Origin of the sequence: Enterobacter sp. S-33 (assembly GCF_028735835.1) — a bacterium.
GTDB lineage: Bacteria > Pseudomonadota > Gammaproteobacteria > Enterobacterales > Enterobacteriaceae > Enterobacter > Enterobacter vonholyi.
Genome location: NZ_CP117838.1, coordinates 1,432,835 through 1,451,965, shown reverse-complemented (window position 1 = coordinate 1,451,965; position 19,131 = coordinate 1,432,835). Strand labels below are relative to the sequence as shown.

Below are 19,131 nucleotides of genomic sequence, written 5' to 3'. Positions count from 1 at the left end.
TCCCACAGGGAGAGGGAATAAACAGTTAAGGTTGCAGGGCGTTTCCAACGCGCTTGTCTTTCAGGAACACCACCATCAGGGCAACCCACAGCACGCCGTTGGCGAGGTTAAACAGGCTGAACAGCCCGTTGCCGCCCATCGCGTAGGCATGCTTGCTCACCTCGATACCGACGGTAAAAATCAGCATCTGCAGCATCCCCATCGCCGCGGAGACCGTGCCTTTACTCATCTCGCTGGCGAACAGCGTCAGGCGCACCAGACCGGCGTTGGCCACGCCAATCCCGAAGGCGTAGATGCTCAGTCCCGCCGTCATCCACAGATAAGCGTGTGATGACGCGACGGTCGCCACCGCCGCCAGAATCAACCCTGCCGCAATCGGCCAGCCGCCCATGATAATAAGCGAACGGACGGTGCGGCGTGACGTCAGACGTGCCAGCACCAGGTTCCCGATAATCAGCGCGCCAAAGATCGGCACCTGCAGCAGACCATACTCATAGCTGCTGAGCTTTTCGCCGCTGATGATAATAACCGGAGACTGGGCGATCCACGCCAGCAGCGGCAGGCTAACGAACCCGGTCGCCAGCGCGCCCGCCACAAAGCGGCCATTCTTCAGCACTTCTTTATAATCCCGACCCAGCTCTTTCAGCGAGAGTTTCTCGCCGATGCGGGTGGCCGTTTCCGGCATCGCCCGGTGCAGACCAAAGAACGCGATGGCGGCGAGAACGGCAAACAGCACAAACATCCCTTCCCATGGCGCTATATGCACCCACGCGGCACCCACCAGCGGCCCGAGTAAGGGGGCAATGAGCGCCACGTTCGCCATCAGCGCGGTAATTTTGATACACACCGCCTCTTCAAACGATTCCTGAATGGCGGCATACCCCACGGCGCCGATAAAGCACAGGCTCACCCCCTGCAGGAAGCGCAGCAGGGTAAATTGTTCAATGTTTTGCGCCAGCAGCGTGGCAAGACAGGTGACGATAAACCACACCACGCCCGTCAGCATCACCGGACGGCGGCCAATACGATCCGACAGCGGGCCTAACAGCCACTGCAAAAACATGCCGCCGGCCAGATAGGCGGTCATGGAGGTCGGTACCCACTCGATTCCGGCGTTGTACTGCGCCACCACGGCCAGCATACCGGGCTGGATCATATCGTTGCCGATATAGGTAGAAAATTCGTAGAGCACCAGACACAGAGGGAAAAGCAACGCCTGACGACCCAGACGTGAACCAGAAGAAGAACGGTTTAACATGCAATCTCTTTATAATGACAAAATCGCGACGAGTGTAATGAAATGCCGCAGCCCGAGATAGTGATTTATCGAGGATAAACAGAAATAAAGCACATATCGTCTTCGTTTAAGGTTTCCTTAAGTTGACACTTTTATGATAGCCCCATTACTCGTCAACGACCCCAAATCATGGCACTTACCTCCAGCCGTTCAGAATTGTCTAAGTTACAGACAAATAAGACAAAACGCCTTTACCGCTTACCGTCCCGCTTTTATGGTTATCAGCTTTTCATACTGATTGCCCTTGCCGTGGTATTTACGTGGCTATCGCGCAATGAAGCGCTCGACAGATGGATAACCGGCTTTTGGTATGACGCGGCGACGCAGAGCTTTCCGCTGCAGAAAGACCACCTGCTGGATCTGCTCAACCACCGACTGGCGAAGTACATTGCCATCGCCTCAGGCGCCGTGGCGCTGTTTTACGGCGCCTACAAGCGTAACGCAAGGCTGGTTACGGCGGCGCTACTGATGGGCGTTGGCGCGCTGGTGGTAGGCCTGCTGAAAAGCATGAGCCATCACAGCTGTCCGTGGGATCTGGTGGAATATGGCGGGAAGGCCGTGTCCTACCCCCTGTTCAGCGCCATTCCTGCTGACAGCGGTCCGGGGCGCTGTTTCCCCGGCGGTCATGCCTCCAGCGGCTTTATGGTGATGGGGCTGTTTTTTGCCTTCTGGCGCGAACGTCCGCGTCTCGCCTGGTGCTTCGTCGCGCTGGGCGTGGTGTTAGGTCTGGCGATGGGCTTCGGTCAGGTCATGCGCGGGGCGCATTTTTTCTCTCACAACCTGTGGGCCGGGTGGTGGGTCTGGTTTTCCCAGGTGGTGGTCTACGGGCTGATTTCCACCCGGTTTGCTAAAGAGTGATAACGCTATGCTAGAGAATCTGAATTATCAGCTGTTTTATCTGATCAACGCCACACCGGCCTCGCCCGAGTGGATGATCGACTTTGCCACCTTTCTGGCAAAAGACCTGATCGGTATCGTGCCCGCGCTGGCAGCCATTCTCTGGCTGTGGGGGCCTCGTAGCCAGGTGAAAGCACAGCGCAAGCTGGTAATCAAAGTGGCGATGGCTCTCGGCGTAAGCGTCCTGGTGAGCTACATTCTGGGCCACGCGTTCCCGCACGATCGTCCGTTTGTCGATCACGTCGGCTATACCTTCCTGCATCATGCGCCAGATGACTCGTTCCCGAGCGATCACGGGACGGTGATCTTCACCTTTGCGCTGGCCTTCCTGTTCTGGCATCGCCTGTGGTCTGGTGCGGTGCTGATGGTGGTCGCTGTAGCCATCGCCTGGTCTCGCGTTTACCTGGGCGTCCACTGGCCGCTGGATATGGTGGGCGGCTTCCTGGTCGGGCTGATTGGCTGCGTGAGCGCGGCTATCCTGTGGAGCCTCTTTGGTGAAGCGCTCTACCGCACGCTGTCATCACTCTATCGCGCCATTTTCGCTATCCCGATCCGCAAAGGCTGGATACGTGACTAACCCCAACCTGACAGGTTACACTTGAACCCCCGCCCTGCGGGGGTTCACTTTTTTATCCCGAGGAACTATGGAAACACGTCGCGATGACCGCATTGCTCAGCTGCTACAGGCGCTGAAGCGCAGCGATAAGCTGCATCTTAAGGAAGCCGCCAACCTCCTCGGCGTCTCAGAGATGACCATTCGTCGGGATCTTAACAGCGAAAGCGCGCCCGTCGTGCTGCTGGGCGGGTATATTGTGCTTGAGCCGCGTAGCGCCAGCCATTATCTGATCAGCGACCAGAAGACGCGCCTGGTGGAAGAGAAACGCAAAGCCGCCCGGCTTGCAGCCTCGCTGGTACAGCCGCACCAGACGCTATTTTTTGATTGCGGCACCACCACGCCGTGGATTATCGAGGCCATCGACAGCAGCATTCCTTTTACTGCCGTGTGCTACTCCCTGAACACCTTTCTGGCGCTTCAGGAGAAACCCGAGTGCCGGGTGATCCTGTGCGGCGGCGAGTTTCACGCCAGCAACGCCATCTTTAAGCCGCTCAACCTGCAGGATACGCTCAGCAATCTCTGCCCGGATATCGCGTTTTATTCCGCGGCGGGCGTCAACGTGCGCCAGGGCGCAACCTGCTTTAACCTGGAAGAGCTGCCGGTGAAACACTGGGCATTAAGCGCCGCGCAGTACCATGTTCTGGTGGTCGATCACAGCAAGTTTGGTAAAGTCCGTTCGGCAAGAATGGGCGAGCTGGCGCAGTTCGACGCCATCGTCAGCGACTGCCGCCCGGACGACGAGATTGTGGCCCACGCGAAGGCGCAGCAGGTGAAATTGATGTATTAAGAGGGTGCGGTCTGATGCCCGCACCCCAGCCCTCTCCCACAGGGAGAGGGAGAAAACCCATCAGGTTTAGCTGAACCAGCTGCCGAACCACCCGTGGAATTTCATCATCACGAAATCCCACATCCGGCTGAAGAAGCCGCCCTCTTCGACCGCTTCCATTACAATTAACGGACGCTGTTCAATTGATTTACCGTTTAGCTGGAAATCAATCGTCCCGACTACCTGACCTTTTTTCAGTGGCGCGGTGAGCTGCGGGTCGGTCAGGGTGTAGCTGGCCTTCAGGTTTTTCAGCTGACCACGCGGAATGGTCACCGAGCCCGCCTCACCCGCACCCAGGTTCACTTCGCTCTTGTCACCAAACCAGACGCGCTGGCTGACGAACGTGGCATCCGGTTTAATCGGCGTCACGGTTTCATAGAAGCGGAAGCCCCACGTCAGCAGTTTTTCTGACTCATTAAAGCGAATACGGTCGGTTTTGGTGCCCAGCACCACCGAAATCAGGCGCATGTCGCCCTGGGTCGCGGAGGCCACCAGGTTATAGCCCGCGCCCGCCGTGGTGCCGGTTTTCATTCCGTCCACGTTAACGTTGCTGCTCCACAACAGTCGGTTGCGGTTCGGCTGACGGATTTTATTGAAGGTAAACTCTTTCTCTTTATGGATGGCGTATTCATCCGGCACGTCGTGGATCAGCGCTTTCCCCAGCAGCGCCATGTCGCGCGCGGTACTGAACTGTCCCGGCGAATCCAGACCGTGAACTGTTTTGAACGTGGTGTTGGTTAAGCCCAGTTTCTGCGCGTAACCATTCATCAAGCCAATGAAAGAATCCTGGCTGCCGGCAACATAATCGGCCAGCGCAATGCACGCATCATTTCCCGACTGAATAATTACCCCTTTGTTCAGATCGGAAACGGAGACCTGATCCCCAGGCTTCAGGAACATCACGGAAGATCCCCGCAGCGCCGGGTTGCCGGTCGCCCAGGCATCCTTCCCGATGGTGACCATATCGTCCAGCTTGATCTTGCCCGCTTTCAGCGCCTGGCCGACCACATAGCTGGTCATGATTTTGGTCAGGCTTGCCGGATCGAGTTTCTCATCTGCATTACCTTCCGCCAGCACTTTACCGCTGGAATAATCCATCAGGATCCATGCGCGCGCGTCCACAGGCGGCGCTTCGGGCGCAGCCTGCTCAGCTGCGTAGAGAGTTGGTGCAAACATGAAAAGGAGCGCAGAGCCTGTCGCAAGGCTGCGCAGAGAAGTCATTTTACGCGTCATAAATGCCACCCGAGTGTCCATTCAAAAATTACGTCACATCACCGTGTCGCAAGAAGCGATGAGTAATAGCGCACTAAAACGGTTAAAGAAACCCAACGAGGGTAAAGTTATTAAAGTTTATGCAATAACATTCAGATACGCTTTGATTCAGACGATTTTTTTGTCTTCTGTTGCGTAATTGTTAGGTTTATCTCACCATGGCGAAAGCTGACACGGATTCACATCTCATCAGGAGTAAATATGATTACGCTTTGGGGCAGGAACAACTCGACCAACGTTAAGAAAGTGCTCTGGACGCTCGAGGAGCTGGATTTACCGTTCAATCAAATCATGGCCGGCATGTCGTTCGGCGTAAACAAAGAGGCCGACTATCTGGCCATGAACCCGAACGGCCTGGTGCCGCTGCTGCGCGATGATGAAACAGACGCGACGCTTTGGGAGTCCAACACCATTGTCCGTTACCTTGCCGCGCAGTACGGTCAGGGCCGCCTGTGGGTTGAAAACCCCGCCCGGCGTGCCCAGGGTGAAAAGTGGATGGACTGGGCGAATCAGACGCTGTCTCCAACCCACCGCGTGATCCTGATGGGACTTATCCGCACGCCGGAAGCCGAACGCGATTATCCCGCAATTCACGCCGCCCAGGATGCCTGCGAAAATCTTTTTGCGATGATGGATGACGAGCTGGCGAAGCACGCCTGGTTCTCCGGCGAGGCGTTCGGCGTGGGCGATATTGCCGTGGCGCCGTTCGTCTGGAACCTGACCAATATGGGCCTGAAGTGGACGCCGCGCCCTCACCTTGAGCGCTGGCTAAAACAGCTGAGCGATCGCCCGGCGTACCGCAACGTGGTAATGATCCCGGTCACCTGATTACGCGCCGGACGGGCTGACTTTCAACAGCTGCCCGTCCGTCTCGTCGGTCAGGACATACAGATACCCATCCGGCCCCACCCGCACATCGCGAATACGCTGGTCCCGGTCGCCCAGAATTCGCCCGTCCTCCGTCACCTTATTGCCGTCCACGCTCAGCACGATCACGTCCTTCTCCTTCAGCGCGCCGATAAACAGCTTGTTTTTCCACTGCGGGAAAACGTCGCTGTTGTAAAACGCCATGCCGCTCACCGCGGGTGAGACTTTCCAGACGAACAGCGGTTTTTCGGTTCCCTCAACGTGCTCGCCTTTGGCTTCCGGGATTTTCAGGCCGCTGTAGTTAATGCCGTGCGTCGCCAGCGGCCAGCCGTAGTTTTTTCCTTTCTCCGGAATGTTGATCTCATCCCCGCCTCGCGGGCCGTGCTCGTTCAGCCAGAGCGTGTCGCTCCAGGGGTTCATCGCCATCCCCTGCGGGTTGCGAATGCCGTAAGACCAGATTTCGGGTCGCGCACCGGGGGTATTCACAAAGGGGTTATCCGGCGGGACTTTTCCGTCTTCGGTAAGGCGCACCACTTTACCCTGCAATTTATCCAGATCCTGCGCCGTCGGACGCTGATTATTCTCGCCGAGTCCAATAAAGAGAGAGCCTTTGCCGTCGAACACCAGCCGCCCGCCAAAATGGTTACCGGTTGAGAGTTTCGGCATCTGGCGGAACGCCACCTGGAATCCCTCGATGCGGGAATAGTCGTCGCTCAGGCGGCCATAGCCTACCGCCGTGCCGGCTTTGCTGTCATGCCCAGCCTCGGCGTAGCTCAGCCAGACGCGGCGCGACTTCTCAAAATCTGGGGCAAGCACCACATCCAGCAACCCTCCCTGACCGTTTGCCCAGACCTTCGGCACGCCGACAATCGGATCGGAGAGCCCTTTTCCGGCCTGCCAGCGTTTGAGCTGACCACCCTTCAGGGTCACCAGCAGCCCGTCATTATCCGGCAGAAACGCCAGGGACCAGGGGTGATCGAGTCTGTTTTGCAGCACCTCGACCTTCACCGCCTCTGGCGCAGCAAGAAGTGAAAACGGAATGAATAATACAGGCAGGGAAATCAGCGAGGATCGAGGCATAACGCACTCCTTTATCGGCATATGGCATAAAGATTAGCCACTGCGTCCGGGCGCGTTAGCACTTTTACAAAAGCTTAAGCAGAAGGGGGAGTTGCCTCCCCCGGGATCAGTGCTGTTCAAGCTTCTCGTGCTCGTTCAGGCACATGATGCATAGAGAGAGCGTTGTCAGGCAGTTTTCAAGCTTCTCCGCGTTTACGGCGATAAAGTTCGGGCAGTCGTGGCGTCCGTTCATCAGACATACCCCAGCGATGGAGAGCACCTCAGCGGCGCGGCGCAGCGCGATCAGCTCACTTTCGCCGTAATTCGCCTTCAGGGTCGGTGCTTTTTCACGCATGAAATTACACAGTTCAAACAGGTTATCACGCAGATGTTCGCTTTCGCTGACTGACATATACCCTTTTGCCTTCCTCAACTGCAGGTACGCGGCCAGGTCGATTCGGGCGTTGATCAGCTTGTTCAGCAGATCGCGTTTTAGTCTGTCAACGGTCATGCTCTTTCCTCCTCTGTCAGCCATGGTGCATAGTCAGGATAAGTACATTTTTTGTACAGTTTAATGCCTGAGATCAATTTTTATTAACTGATTAACATTATTTACAATGTTACAACCTCAGCCCGACGCATCCACCTTGCAAAGAGTGTATAAATCCCCCGCGATACGCTGTAAAATCCCGCCCTGATAACTCCATAATTGATGAATTTTTAACCTATGAGCAATGTTACGCACCAGCCGAAAATCGGCTTCGTCTCCCTGGGCTGCCCGAAAAACCTGGTGGATTCAGAACGCATCCTGACCGAACTGCGCACCGAGGGCTATGACGTGGTGCCAAGCTACGACAACGCCGATATGGTGATCGTTAACACCTGCGGGTTTATCGACAGCGCGGTCCAGGAATCACTGGAAGCCATCGGTGAAGCCCTGACGGAAAACGGTAAAGTGATCGTGACCGGCTGTCTGGGCGCGAAAGAAGACCAGATCCGCGAAGTGCACCCGAAGGTGCTGGAGATCACCGGCCCGCACAGCTACGAGCAGGTGCTGCAACATGTTCATCACTACGTGCCAAAACCAAAGCATAACCCGTTCCTGAGCCTGGTGCCGGAACAGGGCGTGAAGCTGACGCCGCGCCACTACGCGTACCTGAAAATTTCCGAAGGCTGCAACCATCGCTGCACCTTCTGCATCATCCCATCCATGCGTGGCGATCTGGTGAGCCGTCCGATTGGCGAAGTGCTGGCTGAAGCCAAACGTCTGGCCGACGCGGGCGTGAAGGAGCTGCTGGTCATCTCCCAGGACACCTCTGCCTACGGCGTGGACGTGAAGCACCGCTCCGGTTTCCACAACGGCGAGCCGGTGAAAACCAGCATGGTTGGCCTGTGCGAGCAGCTGTCCAAACTCGGTATCTGGACGCGCCTGCACTACGTCTACCCGTACCCGCACGTTGACGATGTCATCCCACTGATGGCGGAAGGCAAAATTCTGCCGTACCTGGACATCCCGCTGCAGCACGCGAGCCCGCGTATCCTGAAGCTGATGAAACGTCCTGGCTCCGTTGACCGCCAGCTGGCCCGCATCAAGCAGTGGCGTGAGATCTGCCCTGACCTGACCCTGCGCTCCACCTTCATCGTCGGCTTCCCGGGTGAAACCGAAGAAGACTTCCAGATGCTGCTCGACTTCCTGAAAGAAGCGCGTCTGGACCGCGTCGGCTGCTTCAAGTACAGCCCGGTAGAAGGCGCAACCGCCAACGAGCTGGCGGACCAGGTGCCGGAAGAGGTGAAAGAAGAACGCTGGAACCGCTTCATGCAGCTGCAGCAGCAGATTTCTGCCGAGCGTCTGCAGGAAAAAGTGGGCCGCGAGATCATGGTTATTATCGACGAAGTTGACGAAGAAGGCGCGATTGGCCGCAGCATGGCGGACGCCCCTGAAATCGACGGTGCGGTGTACCTGAACGGCGAAACCAGCGTTAAGCCGGGTGATATTATTCGCGTGAAGGTTGAAAACGCGGACGAGTATGACCTGTGGGGTAGCCGGGTTTAATCTTCCTGCTCCTCTTTTGTAGGCCGGGTAAGGCGTAGCCGCCACCCGGCACATTTCACTGCGCTATCCCTTAATCCTCGGATCCAGCGCGTCGCGCAGACCGTCACCCAGCAGGTTAAACGCCAGCACGGTCAGAAAAATCGCCAGGCTCGGGAAGATCGCCACGTGCGGTGCAATCACCATATCCGCCCTCGCCTCGTTCAGCATCGCGCCCCACTCCGGCGTTGGAGGCTGAGCACCCAACCCTAAAAACGACAGGCTGGCCGCCGAGATAATCGACACGCCGATACGCATGGTGAAATAGACCACGATGGACGACACCGTACCCGGCAGAATATGGCTGAACAGGATGGTGGCGTCGCTGGCCCCCATGCTGCGGGCAGATTCTATAAAGGTCTGCTGTTTCAGCACCAGCGTGTTGCCGCGCACCAGGCGCGCAAACGCCGGAATCGAAAACACCGCGACCGCAATGATGACGTTGGCCATGCCGCTGCCCATGATCGCCACCACGGCAATCGCCAGCAGAATGCCGGGAAAAGCAAACAGCACGTCGCAGATGCGCATGATGATGCGGTCCCACCAGCCTTCGTAATATCCGGCAACGAGACCCAGTACGGTACCGATGGCCGCGCCGATCAGCACCGCGAACACCCCGGCGGCAAGCGAGATTTGCGCCCCGACCAGCACGCGGCTAAAGATATCGCGCCCGAGGGAGTCCACGCCGAACCAGTGCAGCATCGACGGTCCGTCGTTCAGACGGTCGTAGTCAAAATAGTTTTCCGCATCAAATGGCACCACCCACGGCGCAATCACCGCCACTGCAATAAGCAGCAGCACAAACAGCCCCGCGGTCATCGCGACCGGCTGACGGCGAAAACGCCGCCAGAATTCAGACCACGGGGTGCGGACGTGGTCCGGTTTGAGCCCCGGCATCGCGTTTAAAACGGCCTGACGTCGCCAGTTCAATAATCGCATCTTACTTATACCTGATGGCCGGGTTAATGGCGGCGTAGAGCACGTCCACCACTAAGTTGATAAGAATAAATTCCAGCGAGAAAAGCAGGACTTCCGCCTGAATCACCGGGTAGTCGCGCATCTCGACGGAATCGACCAGCAGGCGTCCCAGCCCCGGCCAGTTGAAGACCTTTTCCACCACGATAGAGCCGCCCAGCAGGAAGCCAAACTGCAGCCCCATCATCGTCACCACCGGGATCATCGCGTTGCGGAACCCGTGCTTGAGAATGACCCACTTCTCGCTGACCCCTTTCGCCCGCGCGGTGCGAATATAATCTTCGCTCAGCACGTCAACGAACGAGGCGCGGGTAAAGCGGGCCATCACGGCCGACACGGCAGCCCCAAGCGTCATGGAAGGCAGGATGTAATGCTTCCAGGTATCGGCCCCGACGGTGGGCAGCCAGCCGAGCTCAACGGAGAAGATCTGCATCAGCAGCATCCCCAGCGCGAACGCCGGGAAAGAGATGCCGGTGACCGCCAGCGCCATGCCGAGCTTGTCCGGCCAGCGGTTGCGCCAGACGGCTGCGACAATACCGGCGCCAAGCCCAAACACGACTGCCCAGCTCATGCTGGCAATCGTCAACCAGAACGTCGGCATAAAGCGGGTGGCGATCTCCTCCGACACCGGACGGCGCGACACCATCGAGATACCAAAGTCACCCTGAAGAACGTTGCCTATATAGTGCAGAAACTGCATATACAGAGGCTGGTCAAGACCCAGCTGTTTACGCACCAGATCAATGACCGTGGCATCCGCTTCGGGCCCGGCAACCAGACGCGCTGGATCGCCCGGCAGCATATGGACAAACAAAAACACCAGCACCGCCACAATCAGCAGCGTCGGAATAAGCCCCAGCAGGCGTTTACAAACATAATTCAGCATGGGCGTTATTTTAAATCCGCATCGTCAAAGCTAAAGCCCGTATCAGGCATGATGTAGAACCCGGTCAACGCTTTGTTATGGGCTGACACCAGCTTCTCCACCACCAGCGGCACCCACGGCGACTCTTTCCAGATGATGTCCTGTGCGTCCTTATAGAGACGAGCTTTCTCGTCCGGTTTAGTGGTTTTCAGTGCATCGGCCAGGTCTTTGTCCACCTGCGGGTTGCTGTAGAACGCGGTGTTGAACAGGGTTGGCGGCCAGTTCTGCGAGGCAAACAGCGGCGACAGCGCCCAGTCGGCTTCACCAGTCGATGCCGACCAGCCGGTGTAGAACATCCGCACGCCGCTCTCTTTCTGCCCTTTCCCCTCCACTTCTGCCGCACGCTGTCCGGCATCCATTGCCGTGACCTGTACCTTGATACCCACCTGCGCCAGCTGCTGCTGGGTAAACTGCAGCACCTTCTGGGCGGTGCTGTGATTATGCGACGACCACAGCGTGGTGCTAAAACCGTTCGGGAAGCCCGCCTCTTTCAGCAGCTCGCGCGCTTTAGCCGGATCGTACGGCCACGGCTGATAGCTTTGCGCATAGGCGATAGCCGGCGGCAGCACGCCGGTGGCCGGGGTGGCATAGCCCGCAAAAGCGACCTTCACCAGCGCCTGACGGTTAATGGCATAGTTAATAGCTTCGCGCACCTTCGGGTTATCGAACGGCTTTTGCGTGACGTTCATGCTGATGTAGCGCTGCATGATCGACGGGCTGGCGACCAGCTCCAGCTTGCTGTTTTTCTGCAAAATGGCGGCCTGCTCATACGGGATCGGGAAGGCAAACTGCGCCTCGCCGGTTTGCAGCATCGCCGCGCGGGTGTTGTTGTCCACCACCGGGCGCCAGGTGATGGTATCCAGCTTCGGCAGCCCCTGCTGCCAGTAGCCCGCGAACTTCTTCACCTTCACAAAATCGGTCTGGTTCCAGGTGAGCAGTTCGTAAGGGCCGGTGCCAACAGGGTGGAAACCGATCTCTTTGCCGTATTTCTGCAGCGCGGCAGGGGAAATCATCGCCGTTGCCGGATGCGCCAGAATATTGATAAACGCGGAGAACGGCTCTTTCAGGGTGATTTTTACCGTCGCCGGGTCGACCACCTCGGTTTTGGCGATGTTTTTATAAAGGTTATAGCGCTTGAGGCTGTTTTCAGGATTGCTGGCGCGATCGAGGTTAATCTTCACCGCCTCCGCATTGAAGTCTGTCCCGTCCTGGAACTTCACGCCGGTTCTGAGCTTGATGGTGTAGACCAGCCCGTTGTCGGACACGGTGTACCCCTCCGCCAGCACGTTTTTGAGCTTCATCTCTTTATCCAGGCCGAACAGGCCCTGGTAGAACGATTTCGCCACCGCCTGAGAGAGCGTGTCGTTGGCGTCATACGGATCGAGCGTGGTGAAATTGGAGCCGACGGCAACCACCACATCTTTGGCAGCGAACGCGGGGGCAGCGGCCAGGGCTGCCGTCACGCTCGCGGCTAACAACCATCTACGCGCTACAAATGTAACCATTGTGTTCTCCTGCCTGTTGTAAGTTATAACCGCGAAAAAGCATTGTCCTGACGCGGGGGAGCGACGAAATGACCCGGCTCGACCTCGCGAAGCGTCACGCGCTCCACGGCCTCGCCGAGTTTATGAATATTACCCGGCATATCATCCTGCAGCAGCACGCGCTGGCCGTGACGATGCGCGGGATCGGCAACCGGAACCGCCGCAATAAGCTTGCGGGTGTACGGGTGCTGCGGGTTCTCGAACACTGCCCTTCGCGGCCCAATCTCCACGATCTGCCCCATAAACATTACCGCCACGCGATGGCTGATGCGCTCGACCACCGCCATGTCGTGCGAGATAAACAGGAAGGCGATACCCATATCCCGCTGTAAATCAAGCAGCAGATTGATGATTTGCGCCCGGATAGAGACATCCAGCGCAGAGACGGATTCATCCGCAATCACCACTTTCGGGTTCAGCGCCAGCGCGCGGGCGATGCAGATACGCTGCCGCTGCCCGCCGGAAAACTCGTGCGGATAACGCCAGGCGTGTTCCGGCTTCAGGCCAACGCGCTCCAGCAGCCAGGCCACGCGACGCTGCGCCGCCTCGCCGTCGAGCAGGTTATGCACCCGCAGCGGCTCCATGATCGAATACCCCACCGTATGGCGCGGATCGAGGGAGGCATACGGATCCTGAAAAATAAACTGAATATCCCGCCGCACCGCCTGCAGCCTGCTGTCCGGAAGGGTATCAATGCGCTCGCCGTTAAAGGTAATGCTGCCCTCCTGAGATTCCACCAGACGGAGCAGCGCGCGCCCGGTAGTGGATTTACCGCAGCCGGACTCCCCCACCAGCGCCAGCGTTTCGCCCGGCCAGAGGTCGAAGCTGACGTTTTCCACCGCGTGCACTTCGCGCTTCACCCGGTTCAACACGCCGCTGCGCAGCGGAAACCGGGTGACCAGATTTCGTACTTCCAGAATGGGCTTGCCCGGCACCACGGTGTCCTGCTCGCGTTCATCCTCCTGCGGCTCAGACGCCTCGAGGGAAATCAGCGGAAAACGGCGCGGCAGATCGCTGCCGTTCATCGCCCCCAGGCGCGGGACCGCCGCCAGCAGTGCTTTGGTGTAAGGATGCGCGGGCGCGTGAAAAATCTGCTCGACCGGGCCGGTTTCTACCGCGCAGCCCTTATGCATCACCAGTACGCGATCGGCGATATCGGCAACCACGCCCATATCGTGGGTGATAAACATCACCCCCATCTCCATCTCCTGCTGCAGCACGTTGATGAGCTGCAGGATCTGCGCCTGAATGGTCACGTCCAGCGCCGTTGTCGGCTCGTCGGCAATGAGCACCGCCGGACGGCAGGAGAGCGCCATGGCGATCATTACCCGCTGGCGCATGCCGCCGGAAAGCTGATGCGGATAGCGGCCCAGAATAGCCTGTGCCTCCGGAATGCGCACCAGCTCAAGCATCCGTCGGGCCTCTTTGAGCGCTTCATCGCCGCTCAGCCCCTGATGCAGGCGGATAGACTCGGCAATTTGCTCCCCGACCGGGAACACCGGGTTCAGAGAGGTCATCGGCTCCTGAAAGATCATCGCAATGTCCGCCCCGCGTACGCCCTGCATCTGCGAACCGCTTAGCTCATTTAAATCAATGACCTGACGGTTACGGCGGCGCAGGAGCATTTTCTCGCTGCTGATTTGCCCGCCCGTCTGTTCCAGCAGGCGCATCAGCGCCAGCGCGGTGACCGATTTCCCGGAACCGGATTCGCCAACAATCGCCAGCGTCTCGCCGCGCCTGAGCGTGAACGATAAATTCTGTACTGCGGGGAAGAACTGCCGCTCTTCCTGAAACGCAATATTCAGCTGATGGACAGCCAATACTTCGCGGTTGTCCAGCTCTTCACTGTGCGGCACGCGCTGCCCCCTTATTCACGATAGATGCCCGTGCTCGGCTCATCACCGGCATAGCCCCAGGCGCGATACATGCCTTCGCTGTTGAACGGCAGAGCCACGTTGCCCTCACGATCTACCGCAATGAGTCCGCCGACGCCGCCCAGGGCAGGCAGTTTCTCCATCACCACGCGCTCGCAGGCCTCGCTCAGGCTTAAGCCGCCGTAATCCATCAGCGCGGTAATGTCGTAGGCCGCGAGGGCGCGAATAAACACTTCCCCGGTGCCGGTACACGACACCGCCGCCGTCGCGTTATTGGCATAGCAGCCGGCGCCCGGCAGCGGGCTGTCGCCGACGCGTCCAGGCAGCTTGTTGGTCATCCCGCCCGTTGACGTCGCCGCCGCGAGGTTTCCGGCTTTATCGAGTGCCACCGCGCCGACCGTGCCCATTTTGCTGCGCTCATCCAGCGGCGCAGTATGGTCAAGCTGCGTCATGCCCGCCGAACGAGCTTCCTGTAACTGCTGATAGCGCGCTTCCGTGGAAAACAGATCGGGCGATACCGGCTCCATCCCGTGCTCAAAGGCAAAGGTCTCCGCCCCGGCCCCCGTCAGCAGCACGTGCGGACTCTCTTCCATCACCAGACGCGCGGCCAGCACCGGGTTACGCAGGTGGCTGACGCCCGCCACGGCGCCCGCTTTCAGGGTAATACCGTCCATCACGCAGGCATCCAGCTCGTGCGTTTCATTCCGGGTAAAGACCGAACCGATCCCCGCATTAAATAACGGGCACTCTTCCAGCAGGCGCACCGCCTCGGTGACCACGTCCAGCGCGCTTTCGCCCGCTTCCAGCATTCTCTGGCCCGTTTCCACAATGGCGTACAGCGCGTCGATGTAGCGCTTTTCCTGCTCGGGACTGAGCTGTGCTCGAGTGATTGCCCCGGCGCCACCATGAATTGCGATTACCGCATTAACCATTCGCATCACCCGTTAGCCTGTTTTGCGGCTTTTTCTATAAATATCATTATCGTCGACGAAACTTCAGATGATTTTTGAATATAGAAAGACGTAACAGTGATGTAAAGCGTGCACCCTTCGGTCATACAGTTAGCCGCACTTTTCTGCCATAATGGACGCTTTCGTTGTTACTCCGCAGGAGCCCACCATGGATTTTACCGCCGGACTGATGCCGCTTGAGACGGCACTCACGCAGATGCTTGACCGAGTTTCCCAGCTGCATGACGTAGAGACGCTGCCCCTCGTGCGCTGTTTTGGCCGTATTGCCGCGCGCGATATCGTCTCTCCGCTTAACGTGCCGGGGTTTGATAACTCAGCGATGGACGGTTACGCGGTACGCCTGGCGGATCTCCAGACGGGTAACGCCCTGCCGGTGGCGGGTAAAGCCTTTGCGGGTCAGCCGTTTAGCGGTGAATGGCCTGCGGGCACCTGCGTGCGCATCATGACCGGCGCACCGGTTCCGGCCGGCTGCGACGCCGTGGTAATGCAGGAAGAGACCGAACAGACCGACGAAGGCGTGCGTTTTACCGCCAGCGTTAAAGCGGGCCAGAACATCCGCCGTACCGGCGAGGACATTACCCTCGGCGCGACCGTTTTTGCCGCCGGGCAAAGGCTGACGGTGGCAGAGCTGCCGGTGCTGGCCTCGCTCGGCATCGCGGAAGTCGACGTTATCCGCAAAGTGCGCGTCGCCGTCTTCTCCACCGGCGACGAGCTGCAGCTTCCGGGCCAGCCGCTGCAGGACGGCCAGATTTACGACACCAACCGCCTGGCGGTACACCTGATGCTGGAGCAACTGGGCTGCGAGGTGATTAACCTCGGCATCATTCCAGACGACACGGAAAAACTGCGCGCGGCGTTTATCGAGGCGGATAAATCCGCCGACGTGGTCATCAGCTCCGGCGGCGTCTCCGTGGGCGAAGCGGATTACACCAAAACCCTTCTTGAAGAGCTGGGCGAAATCGCCTTCTGGAAGCTGGCGATCAAGCCGGGCAAGCCGTTTGCGTTTGGCAAGCTTTCACACAGCTGGTTCTGCGGCCTGCCGGGTAACCCGGTCTCGGCGGCACTCACCTTCTACCAGCTGGCGATCCCGCTGCTGGCGAAGCTTTCCGGCAACAAGGCCAGCCCGCTGCCGGAACGCGTGCGCGTGCGTGCCGCCACGCGGTTGAAAAAATCACCGGGTCGTCTCGATTTTCAGCGCGGTATTCTGGCGCGCAGCGCGGACGGAGAGCTCGAAGTGAGCACCACCGGACACCAGGGCTCACACATTTTCAGCTCCTTCAGCCAGGGCAACTGCTTTATCGTGCTGGAGCGCGAGCGCGGCAATGTGGAAGCCGGCGAATGGGTTGAGGTCGAGCGCTTTAACCACCTGTTCGGAGGCTAACATGACGGTGGAGCTGAGCGATCCGGAGATGATGCGCTACAACCGCCAGATCGTGCTGCGCGGGTTTGATTTCGAAGGTCAGGAAGCGCTCAAGGCGGCCAGCGTGCTGGTCGTCGGGCTGGGCGGGCTGGGCTGCGCCGCCGCGCAATACCTTGCCGCGGCAGGCGTGGGCAGGATGACGCTGCTGGATTTCGATACCGTGTCGGTGTCTAACCTGCAGCGCCAGACGCTGCACAGCGACGCGACGGTGGGCCGGCCGAAAGTGGACTCTGCCCGCACGGCGCTGGCGCGCATCAACCCCCACGTTCAGTTCACGCTGATTGACGCAATGCTGGATGACGACGCGCTCTCCGCGCAGATTGCCCGGCACGATCTGGTGCTGGACTGCACCGATAACGTCACCGTCCGTAATCAGCTCAATGCGGGCTGTTTTGCTCATAAAACGCCGCTGGTTTCCGGAGCGGCGATCCGCATGGAGGGGCAAATCAGCGTCTTCACGTACGCCGAGGGTGAACCCTGCTACCGCTGCCTGAGCCGTCTGTTTGGCGAGAATGCGCTGACCTGCGTTGAGGCGGGCGTGATGGCGCCGCTCGTCGGCGTGATTGGCTCATTGCAGGCAATGGAAGCGATCAAGGTGCTGGCGCACTACGGCACGCCCGCAGCGGGGAAAATCGTGATGTATGACGCGATGACCTGCCAGTTCCGCGAGATGAAGCTGATGCGTAATCCGGGGTGTGAGGTGTGCGGAGGTTAAAGCAAACGGCAACCTTCAGGTTGCCGTTTTAGTGTTTGCTCCCTCTCCCTGTGGGAGAGGGTTGGGGTGAGGGCATCAGGCCGCACCCGTCAAATCGACGTCCTGCCAAACGCCCCCTGCCAGTCCTGCTCAAACTTCACAATCGCCGCATCTACCGCAGGAGAGGTAATAAACTGCTGCGCCACGTCCAGCGGCAGCGTGATGGACTCGCAGCCTGCCAGCAGGCAGTCCAGCGCCTGACGCGGGGTTTTAAAGCTCGCGGCCAGCACCTTTGACTGCGGCGCGTGCAGCGTCAGCAGCTGTTGCAGCTCAATTACGGTCTGGATCCCGTCCCCGCCCTGCGCGTCCACGCGGTTAACGTAAGGGGCCACATACTCCGCCCCCGCCAGTGCGGACAGCATCCCCTGCGCCGCACCGTATACCGCCGTGCCCAGCGTCGGGATCCCTTCCGCTTTCAGCATCTTGATCGCCGCCAGCCCTTCTGCGGTTACCGGCACTTTCACCACCACATCGTTAATGATGGCGCGAAGCTTACGCGCGTCTTCCACCATCCCTTCGGCGGAGGTCGCCATCACCTGTGCGAACAGACGACCTTTACCACCAAGCGCGTCGTGCAGCGCGGGCAGCAGTTCATCGAGCGGCGTTTTACCGGCAGCTACGATGCTTGGATTGGTGGTCACGCCCGCCAGCGGGAAGATACGCGCCAGCTTTTTGACTGCCGCAACGTCAGATGTGTCGAGATAAAGTTCCATGATGTCACCCTCAAAATTAGCCTGCACTTACCCTATCACGACAAAACCTGCTGAAGAGTTGACCTGCATCAAGATAACTTTCATTCGAAAGTAATTTAATCTTCATATGCAATATGAGAGGCAAAAACATGATCTTCAATATTCAGCGTTACTCCACCCACGACGGCCCCGGTATTCGTACTGTGGTGTTCCTGAAAGGCTGCTCGCTGGGCTGTCGCTGGTGCCAGAACCCGGAAAGCCGCTCCCGCAGCCGGGACGTGCTGTTTGATGCACGTCTGTGCCTGGACGGCTGCGACCTGTGCCAGCAGGCTGCGCCGGGCTGCATCGAACGCGCGCTGAATGGCCCGATCATCCACCGCGAAAAGCTGAGTGAAGAGATGCTTAATGCTCTCACCGACTGCTGCCCGACGCAGGCGCTGACCGTCTGCGGTGAAGAACGGCAGGTCGAGGAGATCATGGCGACCGTACTGCGCGACAAGCCCTTCTACGACCGCAGCGGCGGCGGGATCACCCTCTCCGGCGGCGAACCGTTTATGAACCCGGATCTGGCACAGGCCCTGTTTAAAGCCAGCCATGACCAGGGGATCCACACCGCCGTCGAAACCTGCCTTCATGTGCCGTGGCACTATATCGAGCCGTCATTACCCTACGTCGATCTGTTCCTCGCCGACCTGAAGCACGTCGACAGTGACCTGTTTAAACAGTGGACGGACGGTTCGGCTAAGCGCATCCTGGACAACCTGAAACGCCTGGCCGCCGCCGGGAAAAAGATCACCATCCGCGTGCCGCTGATCCAGGGCTTTAACGCCGATGAAGCGTCCATCACCGCCATTACCAACTTCGCTGCCGATGAGCTCGGCGTCGACGATATTCATTTTCTGCCGTATCACACGCTGGGCATGAACAAATACACCCTGCTCGGCCAACCCTACTCTGCCCCTGACAAACCGCTGGATAACCCTGCTCTGCTGGACTTTGCGCAGCAGTACGCCCGCCAGAAAGGGTTAACCGCGACCTTACGAGGATAAACTT

Annotated in this window: 18 protein-coding genes; 8 read left to right on the top strand and 10 right to left on the bottom strand. The window is 58.7% G+C overall.

All coding sequences use genetic code 11. The annotated features are described in order from the left end of the window. Positions 1 to 25: 25 nt before the first annotated feature. Entirely contained in the window at positions 26 to 1,258 is a 1,233-nt protein-coding gene (locus tag PUP35_RS06795) for an MFS transporter (RefSeq protein WP_274242428.1), read from the bottom strand. A 168-nt stretch (positions 1,259 to 1,426) separates the two neighbouring features. Here PUP35_RS06795 and PUP35_RS06790 point away from each other — a divergent pair, with 168 nt between their 5' ends. From PUP35_RS06790 to deoR, 3 genes are all read left to right on the top strand, one after another. Next, positions 1,427 to 2,155 (top strand): phosphatase PAP2 family protein, encoded by a 729-nt coding sequence (locus tag PUP35_RS06790; protein WP_271367274.1) that lies wholly within the window; start codon positions 1,427 to 1,429, stop codon positions 2,153 to 2,155. Positions 2,156 to 2,162: 7 nt separating this feature from the next. Continuing rightward, the gene (gene ybjG, locus PUP35_RS06785; RefSeq protein ID WP_111963866.1) at positions 2,163 to 2,771 is read left to right on the top strand and encodes an undecaprenyl-diphosphate phosphatase; all 609 of its coding nucleotides are present in this window, start codon (positions 2,163 to 2,165) and stop codon (positions 2,769 to 2,771) included. Positions 2,772 to 2,838: 67 nt separating this feature from the next. Beyond that, positions 2,839 to 3,597, top strand: coding sequence for a DNA-binding transcriptional repressor DeoR (gene deoR / locus PUP35_RS06780; RefSeq protein WP_008503427.1), 759 nt, complete (start codon positions 2,839 to 2,841; stop codon positions 3,595 to 3,597). Positions 3,598 to 3,663: 66 nt separating this feature from the next. On the opposite strand, the gene dacC is transcribed toward deoR, so the two are convergent. Further along, positions 3,664 to 4,869, bottom strand: coding sequence for a serine-type D-Ala-D-Ala carboxypeptidase (gene dacC, locus PUP35_RS06775; RefSeq protein ID WP_111963928.1), 1,206 nt, complete (start codon positions 4,867 to 4,869; stop codon positions 3,664 to 3,666). Positions 4,870 to 5,109: 240 nt separating this feature from the next. Between dacC and PUP35_RS06770 the strand changes: the two genes are divergently transcribed. Then, the gene (locus PUP35_RS06770; RefSeq protein ID WP_111963865.1) at positions 5,110 to 5,736 is read left to right on the top strand and encodes a glutathione S-transferase family protein; all 627 of its coding nucleotides are present in this window, start codon (positions 5,110 to 5,112) and stop codon (positions 5,734 to 5,736) included. Here PUP35_RS06770 and PUP35_RS06765 read toward each other — a convergent pair whose 3' ends face one another. Then, positions 5,737 to 6,855 (bottom strand): PQQ-dependent sugar dehydrogenase, encoded by a 1,119-nt coding sequence (locus tag PUP35_RS06765; protein WP_274242423.1) that lies wholly within the window; start codon positions 6,853 to 6,855, stop codon positions 5,737 to 5,739. It lies immediately after the preceding gene. A gap of 106 nt (positions 6,856 to 6,961) precedes the next feature. Further along, the gene (gene bssR, locus PUP35_RS06760; RefSeq protein ID WP_111963863.1) at positions 6,962 to 7,345 is read right to left on the bottom strand and encodes a biofilm formation regulator BssR; all 384 of its coding nucleotides are present in this window, start codon (positions 7,343 to 7,345) and stop codon (positions 6,962 to 6,964) included. Between the two features lie 216 nt (positions 7,346 to 7,561). Here bssR and rimO point away from each other — a divergent pair, with 216 nt between their 5' ends. After that, entirely contained in the window at positions 7,562 to 8,887 is a 1,326-nt protein-coding gene (gene rimO, locus PUP35_RS06755) for a 30S ribosomal protein S12 methylthiotransferase RimO (RefSeq protein ID WP_023335043.1), read from the top strand. 63 nt (positions 8,888 to 8,950) lie between these two features. Here rimO and gsiD read toward each other — a convergent pair whose 3' ends face one another. Genes gsiD through iaaA form a run of 5 tightly spaced genes read right to left on the bottom strand, consistent with a single transcriptional unit; the run spans position 8,951 to position 15,173 of the window. Continuing rightward, on the bottom strand, positions 8,951 to 9,862 hold the full coding sequence (gene gsiD, locus PUP35_RS06750) for a glutathione ABC transporter permease GsiD (RefSeq protein ID WP_274242421.1): 912 nt from the start codon (positions 9,860 to 9,862) through the stop codon (positions 8,951 to 8,953). Between the two features lies 1 nt (position 9,863). Beyond that, positions 9,864 to 10,784, bottom strand: a complete 921-nt coding sequence (gene gsiC, locus PUP35_RS06745) for a glutathione ABC transporter permease GsiC (RefSeq protein WP_274242420.1) — start codon at positions 10,782 to 10,784, stop codon at positions 9,864 to 9,866. A 5-nt stretch (positions 10,785 to 10,789) separates the two neighbouring features. Further along, positions 10,790 to 12,328 (bottom strand): glutathione ABC transporter substrate-binding protein GsiB, encoded by a 1,539-nt coding sequence (gene gsiB / locus PUP35_RS06740; protein WP_115874577.1) that lies wholly within the window; start codon positions 12,326 to 12,328, stop codon positions 10,790 to 10,792. Positions 12,329 to 12,351: 23 nt separating this feature from the next. Continuing rightward, the gene (gsiA, locus tag PUP35_RS06735) at positions 12,352 to 14,223 is read right to left on the bottom strand and encodes a glutathione ABC transporter ATP-binding protein GsiA (protein WP_274242417.1); all 1,872 of its coding nucleotides are present in this window, start codon (positions 14,221 to 14,223) and stop codon (positions 12,352 to 12,354) included. 11 nt (positions 14,224 to 14,234) lie between these two features. Further along, the gene (gene iaaA, locus PUP35_RS06730; RefSeq protein ID WP_274242415.1) at positions 14,235 to 15,173 is read right to left on the bottom strand and encodes a beta-aspartyl-peptidase; all 939 of its coding nucleotides are present in this window, start codon (positions 15,171 to 15,173) and stop codon (positions 14,235 to 14,237) included. Between the two features lie 187 nt (positions 15,174 to 15,360). Here iaaA and moeA point away from each other — a divergent pair, with 187 nt between their 5' ends. Further along, positions 15,361 to 16,593: a molybdopterin molybdotransferase MoeA gene (gene moeA / locus PUP35_RS06725; RefSeq protein WP_274242413.1), complete on the top strand. Its 1,233-nt coding sequence runs from the start codon at positions 15,361 to 15,363 to the stop codon at positions 16,591 to 16,593. Position 16,594: 1 nt separating this feature from the next. After that, positions 16,595 to 17,347, top strand: a complete 753-nt coding sequence (gene moeB, locus PUP35_RS06720) for a molybdopterin-synthase adenylyltransferase MoeB (protein WP_274242412.1) — start codon at positions 16,595 to 16,597, stop codon at positions 17,345 to 17,347. A gap of 89 nt (positions 17,348 to 17,436) precedes the next feature. Here the strand turns inward: moeB and fsa are convergent, their stop codons facing one another. Then, positions 17,437 to 18,099 carry a fructose-6-phosphate aldolase gene (gene fsa / locus PUP35_RS06715; protein ID WP_274242410.1) on the bottom strand — a complete coding sequence of 221 codons (663 nt, stop codon included), beginning with the start codon at positions 18,097 to 18,099 and terminating at the stop codon, positions 17,437 to 17,439. A gap of 128 nt (positions 18,100 to 18,227) precedes the next feature. On the opposite strand from fsa, the gene PUP35_RS06710 reads away from it, so the two are divergent. Beyond that, positions 18,228 to 19,127 (top strand): glycyl-radical enzyme activating protein, encoded by a 900-nt coding sequence (locus tag PUP35_RS06710; RefSeq protein WP_274242409.1) that lies wholly within the window; start codon positions 18,228 to 18,230, stop codon positions 19,125 to 19,127. Positions 19,128 to 19,131 lie beyond the last annotated feature (4 nt).